This is a genomic window from Paenibacillus sp. GQ49 (assembly GCF_059759055.1).
The window spans coordinates 95,377-113,310 of record NZ_JCAXEL010000006.1 but is presented as its reverse complement, the minus strand read 5'-3'; the positions used below and the strand labels follow the sequence as shown (position 1 = coordinate 113,310).

General features: G+C 45.7%; 18 protein-coding genes. 9 read left to right on the top strand and 9 right to left on the bottom strand.

Features of this window, described 5'->3' with window-relative positions:
* Positions 1–69: 69 nt before the first annotated feature.
* The 4 genes from AC6CIF_RS13365 to AC6CIF_RS13350 form a co-directional block, all read right to left on the bottom strand.
* Positions 70–915, bottom strand: a complete 846-nt coding sequence (locus AC6CIF_RS13365; RefSeq protein ID WP_017687022.1) for a carbohydrate ABC transporter permease — start codon at positions 913–915, stop codon at positions 70–72.
* Positions 908–1,795, bottom strand: a complete 888-nt coding sequence (locus tag AC6CIF_RS13360; protein WP_036668619.1) for a carbohydrate ABC transporter permease — start codon at positions 1,793–1,795, stop codon at positions 908–910. Before AC6CIF_RS13360 ends, AC6CIF_RS13365 begins: the two co-directional genes overlap by 8 nt.
* A 101-nt stretch (positions 1,796–1,896) precedes the next feature.
* The gene (locus AC6CIF_RS13355; RefSeq protein WP_091027983.1) at positions 1,897–3,168 is read right to left on the bottom strand and encodes an ABC transporter substrate-binding protein; all 1,272 of its coding nucleotides are present in this window, start codon (positions 3,166–3,168) and stop codon (positions 1,897–1,899) included.
* Between the two features lie 180 nt (positions 3,169–3,348).
* Positions 3,349–4,377, bottom strand: a complete 1,029-nt coding sequence (locus AC6CIF_RS13350) for a LacI family DNA-binding transcriptional regulator (protein ID WP_036617286.1) — start codon at positions 4,375–4,377, stop codon at positions 3,349–3,351.
* 289 nt (positions 4,378–4,666) lie between these two features.
* On the opposite strand from AC6CIF_RS13350, the gene AC6CIF_RS13345 reads away from it, so the two are divergent.
* Positions 4,667–5,029: an iron-sulfur cluster biosynthesis family protein gene (locus AC6CIF_RS13345; RefSeq protein WP_017687018.1), complete on the top strand. Its 363-nt coding sequence runs from the start codon at positions 4,667–4,669 to the stop codon at positions 5,027–5,029.
* Between the two features lie 151 nt (positions 5,030–5,180).
* Here the strand turns inward: AC6CIF_RS13345 and AC6CIF_RS13340 are convergent, their stop codons facing one another.
* The 4 genes from AC6CIF_RS13340 to AC6CIF_RS13325 form a co-directional block, all read right to left on the bottom strand.
* Positions 5,181–5,588: a hypothetical protein gene (locus AC6CIF_RS13340; RefSeq protein WP_076216401.1), complete on the bottom strand. Its 408-nt coding sequence runs from the start codon at positions 5,586–5,588 to the stop codon at positions 5,181–5,183.
* A gap of 132 nt (positions 5,589–5,720) precedes the next feature.
* Positions 5,721–6,191, bottom strand: a complete 471-nt coding sequence (locus tag AC6CIF_RS13335; RefSeq protein ID WP_076216400.1) for an NUDIX domain-containing protein — start codon at positions 6,189–6,191, stop codon at positions 5,721–5,723.
* Between the two features lie 697 nt (positions 6,192–6,888).
* Positions 6,889–7,530 (bottom strand): hypothetical protein, encoded by a 642-nt coding sequence (locus tag AC6CIF_RS13330; RefSeq protein WP_498199994.1) that lies wholly within the window; start codon positions 7,528–7,530, stop codon positions 6,889–6,891.
* A 155-nt stretch (positions 7,531–7,685) separates the two neighbouring features.
* Positions 7,686–8,162: a hypothetical protein gene (locus AC6CIF_RS13325; protein ID WP_076216398.1), complete on the bottom strand. Its 477-nt coding sequence runs from the start codon at positions 8,160–8,162 to the stop codon at positions 7,686–7,688.
* A gap of 219 nt (positions 8,163–8,381) precedes the next feature.
* Here AC6CIF_RS13325 and AC6CIF_RS13320 point away from each other — a divergent pair, with 219 nt between their 5' ends.
* The 7 genes from AC6CIF_RS13320 (at position 8,382) to AC6CIF_RS13290 (ending at position 14,993) form a co-directional block, all read left to right on the top strand.
* Complete coding sequence (locus AC6CIF_RS13320; RefSeq protein ID WP_498199993.1) at positions 8,382–10,061, top strand: PucR family transcriptional regulator; 1,680 nt, start codon at positions 8,382–8,384, stop codon at positions 10,059–10,061.
* 241 nt (positions 10,062–10,302) lie between these two features.
* Positions 10,303–11,079, top strand: coding sequence for an ABC transporter ATP-binding protein (locus tag AC6CIF_RS13315; RefSeq protein ID WP_339297684.1), 777 nt, complete (start codon positions 10,303–10,305; stop codon positions 11,077–11,079).
* Positions 11,079–11,951 carry an ABC transporter permease gene (locus AC6CIF_RS13310; RefSeq protein WP_498199992.1) on the top strand — a complete coding sequence of 291 codons (873 nt, stop codon included), beginning with the start codon at positions 11,079–11,081 and terminating at the stop codon, positions 11,949–11,951. Before AC6CIF_RS13315 ends, AC6CIF_RS13310 begins: the two co-directional genes overlap by 1 nt.
* Before the next feature lie 34 nt (positions 11,952–11,985).
* Positions 11,986–13,017 carry an ABC transporter substrate-binding protein gene (locus AC6CIF_RS13305; protein ID WP_498199991.1) on the top strand — a complete coding sequence of 344 codons (1,032 nt, stop codon included), beginning with the start codon at positions 11,986–11,988 and terminating at the stop codon, positions 13,015–13,017.
* 11 nt (positions 13,018–13,028) lie between these two features.
* Positions 13,029–13,214 (top strand): hypothetical protein, encoded by a 186-nt coding sequence (locus AC6CIF_RS13300; RefSeq protein WP_076216388.1) that lies wholly within the window; start codon positions 13,029–13,031, stop codon positions 13,212–13,214.
* Complete coding sequence (locus AC6CIF_RS13295; RefSeq protein ID WP_498199990.1) at positions 13,211–14,587, top strand: amidase; 1,377 nt, start codon at positions 13,211–13,213, stop codon at positions 14,585–14,587. The genes AC6CIF_RS13300 and AC6CIF_RS13295 overlap by 4 nt, the downstream gene beginning before the upstream one ends.
* A 19-nt stretch (positions 14,588–14,606) precedes the next feature.
* Positions 14,607–14,993, top strand: coding sequence for a RidA family protein (locus tag AC6CIF_RS13290; RefSeq protein WP_498199989.1), 387 nt, complete (start codon positions 14,607–14,609; stop codon positions 14,991–14,993).
* A gap of 100 nt (positions 14,994–15,093) precedes the next feature.
* Here AC6CIF_RS13290 and AC6CIF_RS13285 read toward each other — a convergent pair whose 3' ends face one another.
* The gene (locus AC6CIF_RS13285) at positions 15,094–17,151 is read right to left on the bottom strand and encodes a methyl-accepting chemotaxis protein (RefSeq protein ID WP_498199988.1); all 2,058 of its coding nucleotides are present in this window, start codon (positions 17,149–17,151) and stop codon (positions 15,094–15,096) included.
* A gap of 276 nt (positions 17,152–17,427) precedes the next feature.
* Here AC6CIF_RS13285 and AC6CIF_RS13280 point away from each other — a divergent pair, with 276 nt between their 5' ends.
* Positions 17,428–17,853, top strand: coding sequence for a hypothetical protein (locus tag AC6CIF_RS13280; RefSeq protein ID WP_498199987.1), 426 nt, complete (start codon positions 17,428–17,430; stop codon positions 17,851–17,853).
* Positions 17,854–17,934: the final 81 nt, after the last annotated feature.

Sequence of the window (17,934 nt, the reverse complement as noted above, 5' to 3'; positions counted from 1 at the left end):
ACGTTGATGACTCCGTTGACCTTGAACGTTAAATTCAAAACATAGACACACACTCAGGCACCATCTGTGTTACTTGATTCCACTGCTTCCGCCGCTAATGTTAGCCTCATAGACATAACGCTGTCCGAAGAGATAGACCAGCACCATCGGAATGGTGAGGAACAAGGAAGCGATCATGACAAGGTTCCAAGGCGGCATCTGTCCGCCACCTACCGTAGTCAACAGCTGCACGCCGAGTGCCAGCGGCATTTTCTCCGGATCATTGATATAGATGAGCGGCCCCATGAAGTTCCCCCAGTTATAGGAGAATGAGAAGATCGCAATGGCAGCAAGTATCGGATAAGTCAGTGGCATAATGATCTTCCAGTAGATTCCCGGGTGTCCCATACCATCGATCATGGCGGCTTCATCCAGTGATTTTGGAATACTCATGACAAACTGCCGAATCAGGAATACGTTGAACGCTCCGGCGAAGAAACTCGGTACGATCAGTGGGTAAAATGTATTAATCCAGTCCAAGTGACGGAAGATGATGAACTGTGGTACCATCGTCACCTCACCCGGAATCATCATCGTACTGAGCAACACAATAAACAGGAAACGGCTGCCTTTTGCCTTGATTCGGGCAAAGCCGTAGGATACGATCGAAGCTGATAATACCGATCCGACAATCGTAAAGACGGTTATGATGACCGAGTTTTTGAGATACGTGCCAAGATTGTTATTCGTGAAGATGGTATAAAAGTTCGACCATTGGAACTCCATTGGAACGAAGGTAAAGGCTGATTTGACGGTTGTTGCGTCACTTGCCAGTGCAATGGAGATCATGTACAGGAAAGGCGAAGCAAGCAGCACCCCGACCAGAATCAGAAAAATATAGGATATCGTCTTCTCCACAGTCGATGGATTACTCATTGGCTTTTCCCTCCTCGTAGTGCACCCATAGCGCCGATGAACGGAATACAACGAGTGTCAACGCCATGATGATGATGAATAGTACCCAGGCAATCGCCGATGCATATCCCATTTTGTAGAATTGGAACGCATTCTGGAACAAATAGGGAACAACCATCTGACTTGAATTGTCAGGTCCCCCGGCAGTGACGATAAATACCTGCGCGAAGGTCTGGAGCGCTCCAATCATTCCGGTCACGAGATTGAAGAAAATGACGGGAGTCAACATCGGGAATGTAATATGGAAGAACGATTGTGTACTTTTCGCCCCATCGATGGCAGCGGCCTCGTACAGTTCCTGTGGAATGCCTTTCATCCCTGCAAGCAGCAATACCACGCCACCGCCCACACCCCATAAGGACATGAGAATCAATGCAGGCTTAACCCAGTTAGGATCAAGAAGCCAAGCAGGACCCTGAATACCGAAGATCGCAAGTGCCTGGTTGATCAAACCTTCAGTTGGCGCAAGCAAGTGGATGAAGAGCAATGAACTCGCAACCACCGGAACAACGGAAGGCAGATAGAACAGAATACGGAAGAAGGTGATCCCTTTGATTTTCTTGTTGAGGTAATATGCAATCCAGAGCGAGATCGACATGCCCAGTGGAATGGATATCAATGCATAGAAGAATGTATTGCCGACGGATTTCCAGAAGATCGGATCATCGGTCAGTAATGTTTTGTAATTGTCGATACCGATGAATTCAGGGGACTGGAACAGATCCCAATTCGTGAAGCTCATATAGATGGAAAACAGGATCGGACCCAGAGTCAGCCCCAGAAATCCGATCAGCCAAGGCGAGATGAAGATGTAGAACCATTTCCCGTCCTTTTTTCTCACGTTAAGCCCTCCCATGACGCAGAGAGCAGATGGAACCCGCATTCTCGCCGATTCCACCTGTCCTGCTGTCGCTGCTATTTGTGCATGTTCAGAAAAATCCTCTATTTGTAGAGTCTTTCCAGACCACTCTGAATTTCGGTTACGGTATCATCAAGCGAGGCTTTGTTGTTAAAATACACACCCAGCTTATCGTTAATGAGCTTCATCATTTCGTTCCATTGCGGGTTGAACGGTTCTGCATAGATCGTTGATTCACTGAACGCAGCCATGTTGATTTTTTTGCCGCCGTATTCAGCATTCAGGAATTCATCACTGGACAGACCTGCTTTGGTTGCAGGAGCATCCTGACCGGCTTTGACCATTGGCATCTGTGCTTCCGGTGTGGTCAGTGCTTCGATGACTTTGAATGCTTCTTCCTTGTGTTTGGAAGCGTTGGTAATCGTTAACCCGTTGAAGAATGCGTTTGTTTCGCCCCATACCGGAGAGATATCCCAATTAATTCCTTCCACCTTGGCAAGTGAACCGATGTTCCAGAACCCTGTCGTTTCCATGGCGATCTTGCCTTGAGCGAACAGCGGATCAGCTCCGATATTCCCCATGTCGGCAATCTCGGTTGGCGTTGGTCCCGCACCGTGTGTGAAGGTCAGATCATTCATGAATTGTAATGCTTTCCGCACAGGCTCTGTATTGAAGGTTGGTTTGCCACTCTCATCGAACAGCGAGCCACCGTTCTGGTAGATCAGCTGCATCCATTGCGGCCACCAGCTACCCGGATAGTAACCCCATTGAACCGTTTTGCCATTCTCCTTCACCGTCAGCTTCTGAGCTGCCGCCATCAGATCATCCTGCGTCCAATCTTTGGTTGGGTACTCCACCCCAGCCTTGTCGAACAGATCTTTGTTATAAAAGAGGACCATCGCACCTGCCCGATCCGGCAAACCAAATTGTTTGCCATCATACTTCATCAGGTTTGCGATATCATCGGAATAACGCTCGGACATATTCACATTGTTCGCTTGAATCATGTCATCCAGCGGTATAATCTGATTCTTGGAGGCGTAAGCCTGATAGTTCTCGGCAATCATCATGATGTCCGGTGCCGTTCCTCCGGCGATCATGGTCTGTACCTTCTGGTCATAATCCCCTGCAACCACGTTCAGCTTCACGTTAATATCGGGATACGTCTGTTTCACAATGTCGAGTCGTTCCTGATAAATCTTCTTCTCATCCTCCGAGCCCCAGATGGTCATGCTCAGATCCACCTTGCCACCGGACTCGCCGGAAGAACCATTTTTACTCCCGCTGCTACAGGCTGTCAGACCCATTACCATGACCAGCATCAATAACGAAATGACCTTTAGACTTCTTCTCATACGTTACGCCCCCTTGATATAATGAATGGATGACTACACTGAAACCCGTTTCATGAAATGGGTTTCATTAAGCTGAAACATAAAACCCGTTCCACTTTATGAAAGGGGTTTCATTCACGCACTCATTATATTTCACCCTTCGAGGAAATGTCAACGCTTTCTTTTCCAATTACAGACCCTTTATCTTGCAGCAGGTCCTGTACTTTGACGCACAATCAGCTCCGGTTGCAGAATGATCTGCTTCTTCGGTTTGCCTTGATTAATCAGCTCATGCAGCACATCCACAGCCTGTTTGCCAAGCTGATACGTGTTCTGGGATACGGTTGTCAGTTCCGGTATAACGGCACTGGCGAGCGGTGTATCATCGAATCCCACAATGGATATATCCTTCGGAATCGAGAGCCCATGCTCAATCGTTGACTTGATCGCACCAATCGCTGTGTTGTCATTAACGCAGATGACTGCGGTGGGTGGATTGTCACGATCCAGCAGTTTGGACATCTCCCGTTTGCCATCGTCGATGGAGAAGCTGCCGAGCAATTGCCGTTCTTTCGGTATTTCGAGCCCATGCTCCCGAAGTTTCTTCTGCACAGCTCTGACCTTGACCATGGTGGTGGACAACTCTTTCAGACCGCCAACAAAGGCGATATCCCGATGCCCCAATTCAAGCAAATGCTCAGCTGCAAGGGCTGCCCCTGCCCCCTCATCCGTGTATACCCGGTGGAACCCGCCTTTGGCAATATTGCCATTGACCAGTACAATTGGCATACGCTTGCCCATATCAATCAATTCCTGAGCCATGTCATCCGGACAGACTTGCATGTTAATTCGCCCGCCGAGGAAAATAATCCCGTCTACCCGCTTCTCTCGCAGGATGGACAAATATTCAGATTCCCTGTTGTAGTCACCTGCGGTATTGCACAGAAAGAAGGTATACCCCAATCCGCGAGCCTCATTCTCCGCTCCCCAGAACACTTCCGGGAAGAAGGGATTCGTAATGTCCGGCAGGATGATGGCGATGGTACCCGTCTCTTTCTTGATCAGACTGCGCGCCTGCGCATTGGGCTGAAACTGGTGCTTTTCAATGATGGACATAATCTTCTCTCGGGTGCTTGCACGCACAGGTGCCGTATCATTCAGTACCCGGGAGACCGTCGCTACAGATACATTTGCTTCTTTGGCGATGTCGTATATGGTGATCGGTGTCATAGCGGAACCTTCCTTTTTCTCTAATTTTCCCTATTTTCCCTGCTTATCATACCAGATAAGGAATGGCGATGAAATGGGTTTCAGTGTCGGGCGAATGATTTCACACTGAACCCATAGAAGTTCCGGGTATGACATTCATACGTGAATGGTTCGTTGCATTACGCATTAGCGTCCATATTTTTACAGTACATGTATGCTTTTCTTTATTTCACCTTCTAATCTGCGTTTATGGTCCATATATTAAAATGTAAGCGAATTCAATGGAGATTAGAGGAGTGTGAACGACGTCATGATCATTCAAGTCAGTCCGCTGGCAGAAGCAAGACTTACTGAAAAGCTGGGAGATCGACCAGGCTATTTCAAATTGTTTTATGATACCGATGGATGCGGTTGTGACGGAATTGCGGTACTTCTGATCTTAAACGAACCGGATAGCGATGATGTTACCGTAGAAGCGGGGTCGCTTCCCTTTGTAATCAACAAACAGCAGCAGATTTACTTTGAACCCTCTCTGCGTCTGCAATCCGAGCACAGTTTCCCTTCATTCCGACTGAGTAGCGATTCCATGATCTATGGCAGTAATGTCAAAGTCCATGATTTACGAGATACCGCAGACGTAGCCCCTCAGCCCACTGGATGGTTTGTACGATAAACGTTGAATTAGCACTATAATCAAAACCTCCCAATCCCAGATGCTCCGTGGGACGGGAGGTTTTTTATCAATTTTATTGAGTTTATTAGGCACTATTTTTGTGAACATTTCATTTGAGTTAACGTTTGCTGTCAGTTCAATTTTGCTGAAATTACTTCACAACAATTTCAATTGGGTTCATGGTCATAGAGATATCCGCGGTCATATCCACAATGAGATTTTGTTTCCCTTTTTTGGTTACTATAAACTCATCTTCAACCTCAACCACTTGACCTAACTTAAACTCAGTTACATATCCCACATCCGCATAATTACGCTGCTCGTTACTACCGGAGAAGGAAAAACGAATGATAGGTTTTCCATGGGTTACTTCAACAGGTTTAATACCTGTATATTTTAATGTTCCTTTTACTTTCAATGTCTCACCCGTACTTAAAACTGTTGGTGTTGTGACTTCGAGAATAAAATCAGTTGCTACTACACGTTCAGTAACATTATCCTCATTTTTATCGGTTGATGAACACCCAGCTATTGTCATGGATACCGCTAATACCAACATTAAGATGCTATTACTCATTTTAATAATTTCGTATCACCTCTCTCATACTCTAACGAATGATGTATAGAAAGGGTTGCTCAATTTGTTCCTTGGTTTCCCTGAACTATCATTTACTGTTAGTTCAATCATGTATCACACGAATTCAATTAACTTCTTATCTATTTCTGCGATATCACCAATCTCCGATGTACCATCCCAAAGGATAATTGAAGAAGCTTCATCGTTTTCAACAAAATCATCAAGTTGGCACAATTCACCCATGAACAGAGCTCCATACTCCGTCCGTTCGGGTCCATGAAAACTTGGCTGGAGTCTAAACTTCATTAGCCCTTTGAATTCAGCCGTATCCATATTTTGATTGGTTTCCTCAAACAATTCTCTAATTACACATTGTTCCGCATTCTCTCCAGCTTCAATAATACCACCTGGAAGTTCCCAGTTGTTTCTCCACTTATTATGCATGAATAGATATTTTCCTTGGCACTTCACCACAATTAGAGCATGTGTTAGTGGAGCATCCAGTGTGCTTGTAATGACCTTATCGTATTCGATACGAATAAATTCCAAAAAAATGTTACCTTTTGAATCTGTCACGATTGCCATTTTTACTCCTCCATTTCTTTTGTAAAAAAAATAAAAAAACGCGCTAGACCTTAGTCCTGCGCGTTCATATCTCACAGGATGGGGAGCGCGAATAGCGTTAACCCACCCCAAATTTTTTAGGAATGGATTAACGCTTTTCATGATGGTGAGATTGTTTTAATTCTTGAATTAACATCTGTCATTCTCCTAATCATCAATATATGGAAATGATACCCACCTTAGCACTTTAGAGTCAAGTATATAATTTTGCTGATTTACCAATAACGTAACCTTCCCGTTAGTTCATTCCCACTCTTTCCAAAAGGTCCATCCTCCATCTCTTAGCGAGAAAAGTGATTTACACTGCTTACATCTTAAAATTGAACCAGAAGGATATTTTGGATTATCGATATACAGTTTGGGAACACATTTCTCGTAGCCACACTTTGGGCAAATCTGTCTCATGCTTTTCTTTGTTTTCAACTTCTTACCTCGATTTATTTATATATTTTCTTTATTCTAGCTCATTCATTGAACTAAACTGTCCTTTAGCTGAACAAAAACAACCGATCACGTGAACTGTACCTCCATTGTTAGTCGTGTTTAACAAATGGGGTGCAGCTCACAAGCTGATCGACTGCTGTCTGAGGTTTATTGAGTTACCGTATACTTTTAGTGTAACAAATGACGACGAATATAATTTGACACTTCAGTATCATCAAAAACCGAAATGCTTTTCAACTTCCAGTAACATCTGATCTTTATTAGACTGAGATGTTCTCATAAACCATTTTAATTGATACTGCTCTGCTTGTTGCAGGTAATGATTCGATGCTCTAACCACCGTGTTTAATGTTTCTTCCCGTGCACGTTGTGGATCTGATAAACTAGGGAACAAACCCTCCATGCCTCTCAGATGATCCCGATCCAAATACTCCGCTCGAACTAGGTCATCTTCTGCAAACATATAAACAACTCGGTTGGGGTTAACAATCTCCCTTAGATAAGCAGGTTCCATAAAAGTATCTACTACGATTGGCTTCTCTTTCCCCATCTGTAACAAATCCAAAATAATAAACTCAACGCTTTCATCAAACACTGAATTTAACCAGTGACTTCTATCGTTCCCACGCCCTAAAAAGAACCATTCCCAATCAATGAAGTGTCGCAAAATTGCTGGATGATCCTGCGGATTAGCCTTTTTTTGATAATCGAAAGTGTGGTCATCTGAAGAATAATAATTCATATCCCATTTTGAAGAAAGTAAATTAGTCATCGTGCTTTTGCCGCCGCAAGGGCCTCCACATATCCAATAAACGTGATCTAAATATTGTCTTAATAGTCGATCTGAAATTTTCATTGTACAACCATCCCCCTGTATAAGAATGTTTCTTAAATGGGAGAATATCTCATTTTGTTCGCATTAAATGTCCAGGTCGCTGGCATTGCTACACCGCCTTTCCGAGCTTAATTTCTGATAAATTTATTCCTCGGAATCACTTTTCACAATCACAACTAATGATCTGTATACTGCAAAGCGTGAATCGGTGTACCTTTAGTGATTTCACCTGTCAATGTATTGATTTCTAGTAGCTCTACCAAAACCTTCCATCCATTTTCGCTTTTGAAAATTTTATACGGGAGTGGTGGTGACTGTTCGTAGTCTTGTCCTGCATACTTTTGAACTACGTAAAGTTGAACTTCATCCGTATTGATTTGTTTGCTTTCCACAATTTCATACCCTGTAGTTGGATTGGTTTTAAAATCCTTCACATATCCTTCTTCACGACTTTTCTCATCCAAATAATTTGTATCTTTAGAATAGAACATCATTCCTTCAACATCCCTAGCAATGTAAGCCTGAAAGTACTCCGTTGCTGCTTCCATCGGAGTTTGGGCTACGACTCTTTCCGCAGTTGTAGTCGATGCTACTAAAATAGAACCAGCAACAACACTGGCAAGTAAAAGCGATACTAATCCTTTTCGTTTCATGGATTGAGAACTCCTTTTTAGTGATAGAGTTGGTAATAGTGATCAAATTTTCTTTGAGATCTATTTAGTATAACGCATTGAATTATTGGAAAGTTTTTATATTTATGAGAAATTTGTTTACATCTATCTTTTAGCCTCTTTATCCAAACTCTTCTTTACGCCCACCTCACTTAATGTTAGATTTTATAACATATCATTATGAAAGCGAGTGGGTTAAAGATGGATCTGCGACAGTTATTGACTATCCCCATTCTCTCCAAAGCAAAGGTCATTGCCGGGCATCGTGGCCTTGATCGCTTGGTGCAATCGATTAATATTATGGACGCACCAGATATTGTCCAATTCCTGAAGCCAGGGGATATGCTGCTGACGAACGGTTATATCCTAAAAGATCGTCCCGATGCTCATCTTGCATTCATTACAGACATGCATGCAATTGGTTGTGCAGCGCTTGCTGTCAAGACACAGCGTTTCTCTCTTGAATTATCTCCGCAACTGCTTGAGATAGCCGACAGACTAGGCTTCCCAATCATCGAGCTGTCTGAGATAGACAATACACTCGGTGAGATATTTCAACATTCGATCAGTGCCATCCTCCAGAACAAAACCCATGAGCTACACTACGCCTTGTCTATTCACAAGCAATTTTCCACGATGGTGATGCAGGGAAAAGGCATACCATCCATCGTAGATACATTGTCTCAGTTGCTATCCTCACCTGTACTTCTGCTTGGTTCGAAGAAACAGATTACGGCAAGCTCCCATTATGCACAACAGATGGATCACCAGTCTCTCGCCGCGCCCTTACTGACTTTTATAGATGAGTCCCCTTCCTTCCACACCGCAATCTCGATCTGTCTACTTACTGCTGATAAATATCGACATGCTGAGCTTCATCCCATCTTCACGGATCGGCACGAGGGTTATTTGATCGCACTATACGAGAGTTCCGCAAGCTCTAAACTCTCCACTCTGGCACTGGAGCAAGCCGTCAATGTGATCGGCCTGGAGTTAACCAAGAAACAAGCCGTCAAGGAACGCTCCCGCCGTTACAAAAATGAATATTTCTCCGATCTCATTCAGGGCTTCATTCGTTCGGAACAAGAAGCGCTACATCGCGGCAAGAAATATGGGCTGCAAGCCAAAGGGAGTTCTGTTCTCATCATCGCCAAAAAGGATGAATCCTTAGCGGACATACCTAAGCAGAACTCTACTCCCTCTGGGGGAGAGCGTTTCATCTCGGAACGAGACGCTAATTATGAGCTGATTAAACAGGAATTCGCCCGATTGGATCTCTCCTTTGTCATGTTCACTAAGAACGACCAGTTCGGCATACTCGTCTTTTTGGCCGAATCGTCTTGGGACGAACATACCGTTGTTCAGCAGCTTGAGCGGATCGCGAGCAGTCTGTATACAGAGTCGCAACTCAGCTTATCCTTCGGAATAGGTAATCCCTACACAAACGTATTGGATATCGGACTCTCCTATAAGGAGGCAGTCAAGGCGCTCCAATCCGGCTATCAGATGCGAAAGACCCGCTTCGCTCACTCCTATCAAACCATGGATATAAGCCGTCTGCTGCGCATGATTCCCCATCATGAGATGCTGCAGTTCCATCACGAAACCTTTAAGGCCTTCGCTGACCGAGATCCAAATGAGCGTAACGAGCTTATGAAAACCTTGTCCTCTTTCTATGAGAATCATTGCCAGATCGTTGATACAGCCAAAGAGCTGTTCGTACATCGCAATACAGTGATCTATAGGTTGGAAAAATGCGAGAAACTGACCGGCAGGAACATTAAGGACCCGATGGAGAGCCTGCGCTTCCGACTTGCCTTCGCGCTTGAGTCCCTTTTGAATGTTAATCCAGCTCCTAGTGAAGCTAATCATACGTCTTAAACCGAGGACGTGTCATGTATAATGACACGTTCTTTTGTTTTCTTTTCATATTCAATTCATGTTCAATCTTCATTTGTGCATTTTAACTGATTTAATTCTATTTTTATGTTCAGAGTAACTAATGACAATGATGCAAACAGTCTATATGATTAGGAATATATTCATTAATGTCATGTTAATTAACATCAATTCGCATCAAGAAACGAACTACCATCAGGCTGTAGGAAAGGGGCTACCTATCATGGCTATACAGATACAAGGCGTATCCAAATCATTTGTCAGTGCAACCGGAGAAGATATTCAGGTCCTGGCTGAGGTTTCGATGCAAATCAAGAAACAGGAGTTCTTCAGTATCGTGGGACCAAGCGGTTGCGGCAAAAGTACGATTTTCAATATTATCGCAGGTCTGCTCAAGCCAACCAATGGCAAGGTTATCGTCTGTGGTGAAGAGATCGATCAGACCACCGGACATGTCGGTTATATGATGCAGAAGGATCTATTGCTCCCTTGGAGAAGCATCCTGGATAATGTCACGTTAGGCTTGGAAGTGAAGGGCATTTCCAAAAAGGATCGCGGCGATATTGCCATGGATTATCTGGATCGTTATGGCCTGGCTTCATTCGCAGAAGCCTATCCCTCCACCCTATCAGGCGGTATGCGCCAACGTGTTGCCCTCATACGTACCCTCGTTACCCAGCCCGATATTATATTACTGGATGAACCCTTCTCAGCACTTGATTATCAGACCAGACTCATTCTGGAAGATGAAATCTTATCCATTCTCAAATCCGAGGGCAAGACAGGCGTCCTGATCACGCATGACATCGAGGAAGCGATTGCCATCTCCGACCGAATTGCCGTTATGAGTAAACGACCAACAACCGTGAAGCAGGTGTATGACATTGGTCTCGCTTCGCAATATGGCTCAGCACTGAAAGCCCGCTCCGACCAGAAGTTCAAGCAGTATTTTGAATCGATCTGGTCAGAGCTTGATATCCAAATGGGGAGGATCAGCTAATGAAGAGCACATCACCTGAAATTACCCTTGCCGGAAAGCCTGCTGGAGTTACGAAGAGCAAGAGCAAACGCAGACAGTCCACCTTCTCCAAAGAATGGCTGGTAACAATGCTATGGCGGTTCATTATTGTTGCAGTCATCCTGGTGATCTGGGAATCCGCCGTTCGTCTGAAACTGGTTAACGGATTCCTCATGGGATCACCAAGCGCCATTCTTGATGCCGCCATCACGATGGCCAGCTCAGGGCAACTGCTTACAGACGCGTTTGCAACGGTGAATGCCACAGTTATCGGCTTTGTAGCCGGAAGCTTAATCGGATCATTGGCAGGACTGCTCATGTGGTATTCCAAGTCCGTTGCCCGTGTGCTCGATCCGTTCATTGTAGCGATGAACGGTATTCCGAAGATCGCACTTGCTCCCATGATTATCATCTGGTTTGGTTCAGGCATCTTCTCCAAAATTGCTCTGGCCTCCGTGGCGACATTTATCGTCGCGCTATTATCCGCCTACCAAGCGACGCATCAAATCGACGAATCCCAGATTAATCTGATGAAATCCTTCGGTGCGAAGAAATCACAAATTTTCCGCAAAATTATCGTTCCTTCCTCTCTGCCATGGATCATCTCGGCCTTCCGTATCAATATCGGTTTGGCACTGGTGTCTGTTGTAGGTGGAGAATTCATCTCTTCAGATAAAGGACTTGGACATATGGTATTCGTCGAAGGTAACCTGTTCAACCTTCCGGCCGTATGGGTTGGCGTGTTCATGCTTATGCTGGTCGCCATGCTCCTCTACACCTGTGTCGGTTATATCGAATCCCGTCTCCTTCCATGGAATGACAACAAGACCAGCAGCACATCCACATCTGTATAGCTGACCTACAACGATTAAAGGGGCCTGATGACTAATGCGTACATTCAAAAAGATAGCTATTCTAGCAACGATGACGTTTATTTTGACTACACTGCTCAGTGCATGCGGAAGCAATGCCACAACACCCGCGAGTGGTGCAGGTACATCTAATAGCGGGGGGCAAGCAAATACGCAGGTGGACAAAATTATGGTCTCCGAGGTGTATCACAACCTGCTCTACCTTCCCTTGTATGTAGCGAACAACCAAGGATTCCTAGAGGAGAATCGTATTGAGCTATCTTCCATCCGTGCTGCCGGAAGTGGCCCAACAGCATTGTCTTCGGTGATCTCAGGCGAGTCTGCGTTCTCCTTCCACGGTCCTGAGCATGTCGCATTTGCTAATGCAAAGGGCGGAGATGCTCGCTCACTGGTCCTTCTATCCGGCAGTGCTCCAGTATGGGCAGTTGCGCGAGAAGGCGTAACCGTGAACTCGACAGCAGATTTCAAAGGTAAAACCATCGTTGTGGGCTTGGCACCTACAAGCTCGAACAGCTTACTGCGGAAACTATTCGCTGACAATAACATCGATATCGACAAGGATGTGACGATCACTGAGGTTCAGAATGGCTCCGAGCTTGGTGCTGTATTAGCCGGCAAAGCCGACATTGCTATCGTTTACGAGCCTCAGCTGGATCAAGGCATTGCAGAAGGGCTGCATATCGTCCATGATTTCACGAAGGATTATCCTGACTTTGCCTTTGCAACGATGAATACAACCGCAAGCTTCATTGAAAAGAATCCTGATCTCACCCAGCGCTTTGTGACCTCTATTGAGCAAGCCCTGGAGTACATTCAATCGAATCCTGAAGGCGCAAAAGCAGTTGCCGTGAAGGAATTCCCGAATCTGGACAAAAACGTCGTGAAGCAAGCGGTACAACGCATGATCGATAGCAAGGTATACCCTGCGGAGGGACTCATCAATGAATCAGCATTCGAGACCGCAATCGATATGCAGCGCTTCATCGGCAATCTGAAGGAAGACCTCGATTACGAGGACATTATCGATTCAAGCTTCACCACCAAATAGAGAGAGAAAGGGTGATTACTCTGAACCAGGACAACTATCTCACACACCGCCGTACAGAAAGCGCCAAATATGCGGACGGAGTTATTACAAGCGAGGAGCTTGCCCTATTTACAGCAGACTTGGAGCTGATTCGAAGCTTCAAGTTGCCAGAAGAAGTAGGGCCCAATCCCCCGCATAGGAGCGTGCCTCTGCGATGATTACGAAACCGCTGAACGAGCTGACGATTGCTGAAGCCGCGACACTGATTAAAAATAAGTTGATATCTCCTGTCGAGCTTACAAAATCCTATTTGAATCGCATTGAGAAAGTAGAGCCTTCTGTGCAAGCCTTCGTTACGGTCACCGCCGAACAGGCTTTGCAGGCCGCAAGAGAGTCTGAACAAAAACTGATGAATGGCGAATATCTCGGTCCTCTGCACGGCATTCCCTATGGAGCCAAAGACATTATCCATACCGCTGGCATACGCACCTCGGCCGGATCAAATACCTTTCCTGACTTCGTACCCGGAACGAATGCAACTGTGATTAATAAGTTGCAAGCTGCAGGCGCTATCCTGCTCGGCAAGACAACAACGACGGAATACGCCTTTCAGGGAGGAGAACCGCCAACACGCAACCCGTGGAATCTAGAACATACCCCGGGCGGTTCCAGCTCCGGCTCCGCCGCTGCAGTAGCGGCTGGCATGGCTTCCTTCACACTCGGAACACAGACCTTTGGATCTCTGCTTAGACCCGCAGCATACAACGGATTAACCTGTATGAAACCCACTTACGGCAGGGTTAGCCGTAATGGTGTCATCACAGCCAGCTGGAGCCTGGATCATATTGGCGCCTTCACTCGATCTGCACAAGATAACGCAATCGTTCTGGAAGCGATGGCCGGGCAAGATGAGCTGGACTCCTTCACGCTTCCTTATGGCAAGCCAGACTTAACAAATGCTCTTGAGCATCCTATATCAGGAATGATGGTCGGGCTACCGAGCAGCTTCTTCCAGACTGATGAACCGGCGATCTTGTTAGCGGTAGAGTCGGCAATCGCTGTGCTTGAGAAGCTGGGCATGCAATGGAAGAAAGTTGACCTGCCTTCTTATATGGAAGAAACCATTGCTGCTCATCGTACGGTAATGCGGGCAGAAGCTGCCGCCTTCCATCAGGAACGCTTCGCGGAAGCCTCTGATCGTTACGGTCACACGATGCGGGAGCAGCTTGAACTCGGTTACCAGACGAGTGCCGTTGATTATTTGCAGGCACAACGCATCCGAACGATATTCCGGAGCGAGATGATGATGCTTTTCAATGAAGTAGATGTGTTATTGACTCCATCAACACCGTATGTGGCCCCATATGGCTACAAGACAGGCAGCCCGATTTTCAACGGACCGTTCACCAATACAGGACTACCTTCCATCACCGTACCCATCGGGTTTGATACCACCTCAGGGAAGCCATTGCCTATCGGCATGCAGCTTGCCGGTCCACTCATGAGAGAAGACCGCGTGTTGTCCATCGCTCATCATTATCAGCAGGCTACGAACTGGCATCAGTTAACAACAAATATACACACTCATTAGGAGAGGAATGACAGCTACGATGTCTACCATCATACATGCAAGTGCAGCACCCAAGTTCTCGCTTCCTTTCTCCCATGCTGTCCGCGCAGGAGATTTGGTCTACGTCGCAGGTCAGGTAGGCGTTGATCCAAAAACGCTTGAGCCTATCGGTGGCATTAAGGAGCAGACTGAGCAGTGTATTCGTAATATTGAGGTGATCCTGCAAGAAGCCGGACTTACACTCGATCATATTGTGAAGGCAACCACTCATCTGGCCCGAGTCGAGGATCAGTCCGAATACAACGAAGTGTATGCGCGAATGATTAAACAGCCCTATCCCGCCCGTATTACCGTATTCAGCGGGTTAGGTCCTTATTTAATTGAAATGGAAGTGCTGGCGTATGCACCTTCCGTCCGAGGAGAGTAGCACATCACCAAAGAGCACCTGTAGCCATAGATGGGCACAGGTGCTCTTTGTGTCTAGAAACCCGGTCCTCTTTTGAGAAACGGGTTTCTTTTTGGTATTCCTATTTTGTTTTGAAGCGAGATGATTCCTCGGCAAGTTGTTTGGTCAGTCCATCGATTCTCTGCACCATATTTGTCAAATGTTCTGTCATGCCGGACTGTTCCTGCATTGTTGCTGTGACTTCCTCAACAGAAGCCGACACCTCTTCACCGGAAGCAGACAAGTTCTGTGCAGCCCCAATGACGTCATCCTTATCACGTTCAATGGATTCGATCTCAGTAGCAATAGCCTGAACCTGGCTCATCATCTCATTCATATTCTCGGTGACAAAATTGAATGTCTCCTTGGTCTGGCTAACACTGCTCTTATGCTGTTCCGCAATCGCTTCAATAGCCTGAACACTCCGGTTATTCTGCTCCACGTGATCAATGGTCTGCATCACGATTCGGTTGATATCCTCCGATTGAGCTGTCGTCTGCTCTGCCAGCTTGCGAATCTCAGAAGCAACGACTGCGAAGCCACGTCCCTGATCACCAGCTCTCGCCGCCTCGATCGAAGCATTCAACGCAAGTAATTTCGTCTGATTTGCGATTTCGGCAATCGTACCTGTAATCTGGTGAATGCCCGAGGAGCTTTCGGCGAGTTGCACTGTAATTTTGGAGATGTTGCCAACTTCAATCTCGTTCTGGCCGTTCACCGCAATGAGTGCATCAATAACTTCATGATTATTTTTGAATGCATCCGTAATTTCATCTGCCTTGAACTTCACTGCCTGCGACATTCCATTCACGTTGGCAATCTTGTTACCCACATTCATGAATTTGTCCACAATGGCTTCCGTATCGTTCGCCTGGGACTCCATCGCTCGTGAAATCTCAAATGCTGTTGTCGTTGTTTCGGCAATCGTGGTCGAAGTTTGCTGAGTGGACTGTTCCAGCTCGGATGTACTTGTTTTCAGGATGCCGATGGAATGGTTCATGCTGGAGATCAGCTGTTTATTGCCTGCTGCCATAGTATTGAAGCTGTCCACCAATTGTTTGAATTCTCCGCTATATTTACCTTGAGCCTGTACCGTCAGATCGCCGCCCGCAAGCTGTCTGAACAACACAGTTAGTCTTGTAATTGGTCTGGTTACCAGCAAAGAGATCAGAATACCCGCTACGACGGAAATCGCAATAGCACTAAACAGAACAATATACATCTGTTTTGCCATCGCACGCAAAGGCTTTTGCACATCACTCAGTTTATCTTCAACAACGACGGTCCAGTCCGATCTTGGGATTTTGGAGTAATACGCCACTTTCTCATCTGTGCTAATATCCCCTTGCTGTAGTTCAGCGCCAGGAGCCAGATCTACCAATGATTGGTATTCGCCGGACTCCATCTTCTGGCCTGCCAACTTCTCATCCGCTGAATCGTAGATGACCGTACCTACACGGTCCAGAATGATCACTTTTCCCTCATCATTAATATTGATATTTTGAAGCTGATTAACGAAGAACGAGGTGGATGCCGCAGATACGAGCACTCCCTGTACTTCTTGATTCTCATTGTAGATTGGCATGGCAAAAGCCGTACCAAGTTGTCCTGAGGACTTGGCTACAATCCCTTCACTAATCACGTTTTTACCCTGAATCGCTTCTTGGAAATATGCCCGATCTCCGCGTTCTGCCTTGATCACTGCCGGATCATTCGCTGCAATAATAATGCCATTCCGATCCAACAAAATCAGACTGTTGTTACCTTCCATACCTGCCAGACTGTCCGCGAGAATACCACTTGCCTTATCCAGCAGCTCATTGTTTTCCGAGAAAAAGTTCTCACCTTCCTGCCCATCCGTATTCCGAATCTCCAGCAGATCCTGGAAGGTACGATGTGTTGTGATCAGAAAAGTGGATTTTTCTTCCAAACTTAGTGAAGCATACAGACCTGCCCCCACCCGGTCCGAGGTTGCCTTAATTTCATCTTTGCTTTTGTCGAGTGTAATAACTGCCGCTACGCTGTAACACACTACCGCAGTTACCGCCAGTACGATACACACCAGTAGACTGATCATAAGTGGTAACTTGACTCTGAACGACATGTTGCGCATGCGTTCTCTTGCCTTGCTAAATACCATAATTCCATTCACCATCCATTTTCATTTTCGTCATTATGAAGTCCAAATTCTATGTATCTACTTTATATCGGTCGATATCAAATAATCTGTAAGCTGTTTCCCCAGTAATTCTAGGTCAAAGGCCACTGCAAACGATTGGAAAATGAAGACTTTGGGTTAATACAAAATATGACATCAACATCGTATAATATATGAAATACATATCGTGCAGGAAGAGGGACACCGCATTGAATCCGAGAATGCCTACTTTATTAAATGTCGAATAGGAGAAGTGATATGGCAAAAACAGCATTACCTACGCTATTAAATGTCGTGCGCATTTTATTGAGTGTAAAACTGATCTACGTGATTGTGTCCTTTATCGTGTTCCTCATTGACTTCAACCAGAACATGGAGGCCTATCTGGGTTTCTCACGCAAAGGAGATGATCTGGCTTACGCCTCTGGCGTATTCTTAGCCAGAATGTTGTTTATCATCGGTCCCAGCCTGCTCGCTGTTATATTCATCACCAAAAGAAAGTTCAAGCTCACCGTGACGTTTCTGAGTCTGGCGCTATTCGTTTCCATTCCGAATGAGAGTAACCTGTTTACCCTGATTCATCTCTTCGCCCTGCTTATCGTGCTTTTGCACCGTCCAAGCAAGATGTATCTGAAACGAAAGGATACCCCTGTTAATGAAGCTGTAGTTGAACCGAAGGATTAATCAAAAAGGGCCTGACGATGTCGTCAGGCTTTTTAATGTTAGTACGTATAAGCTGGATCGCATTGTTTTCCGTTCACATGC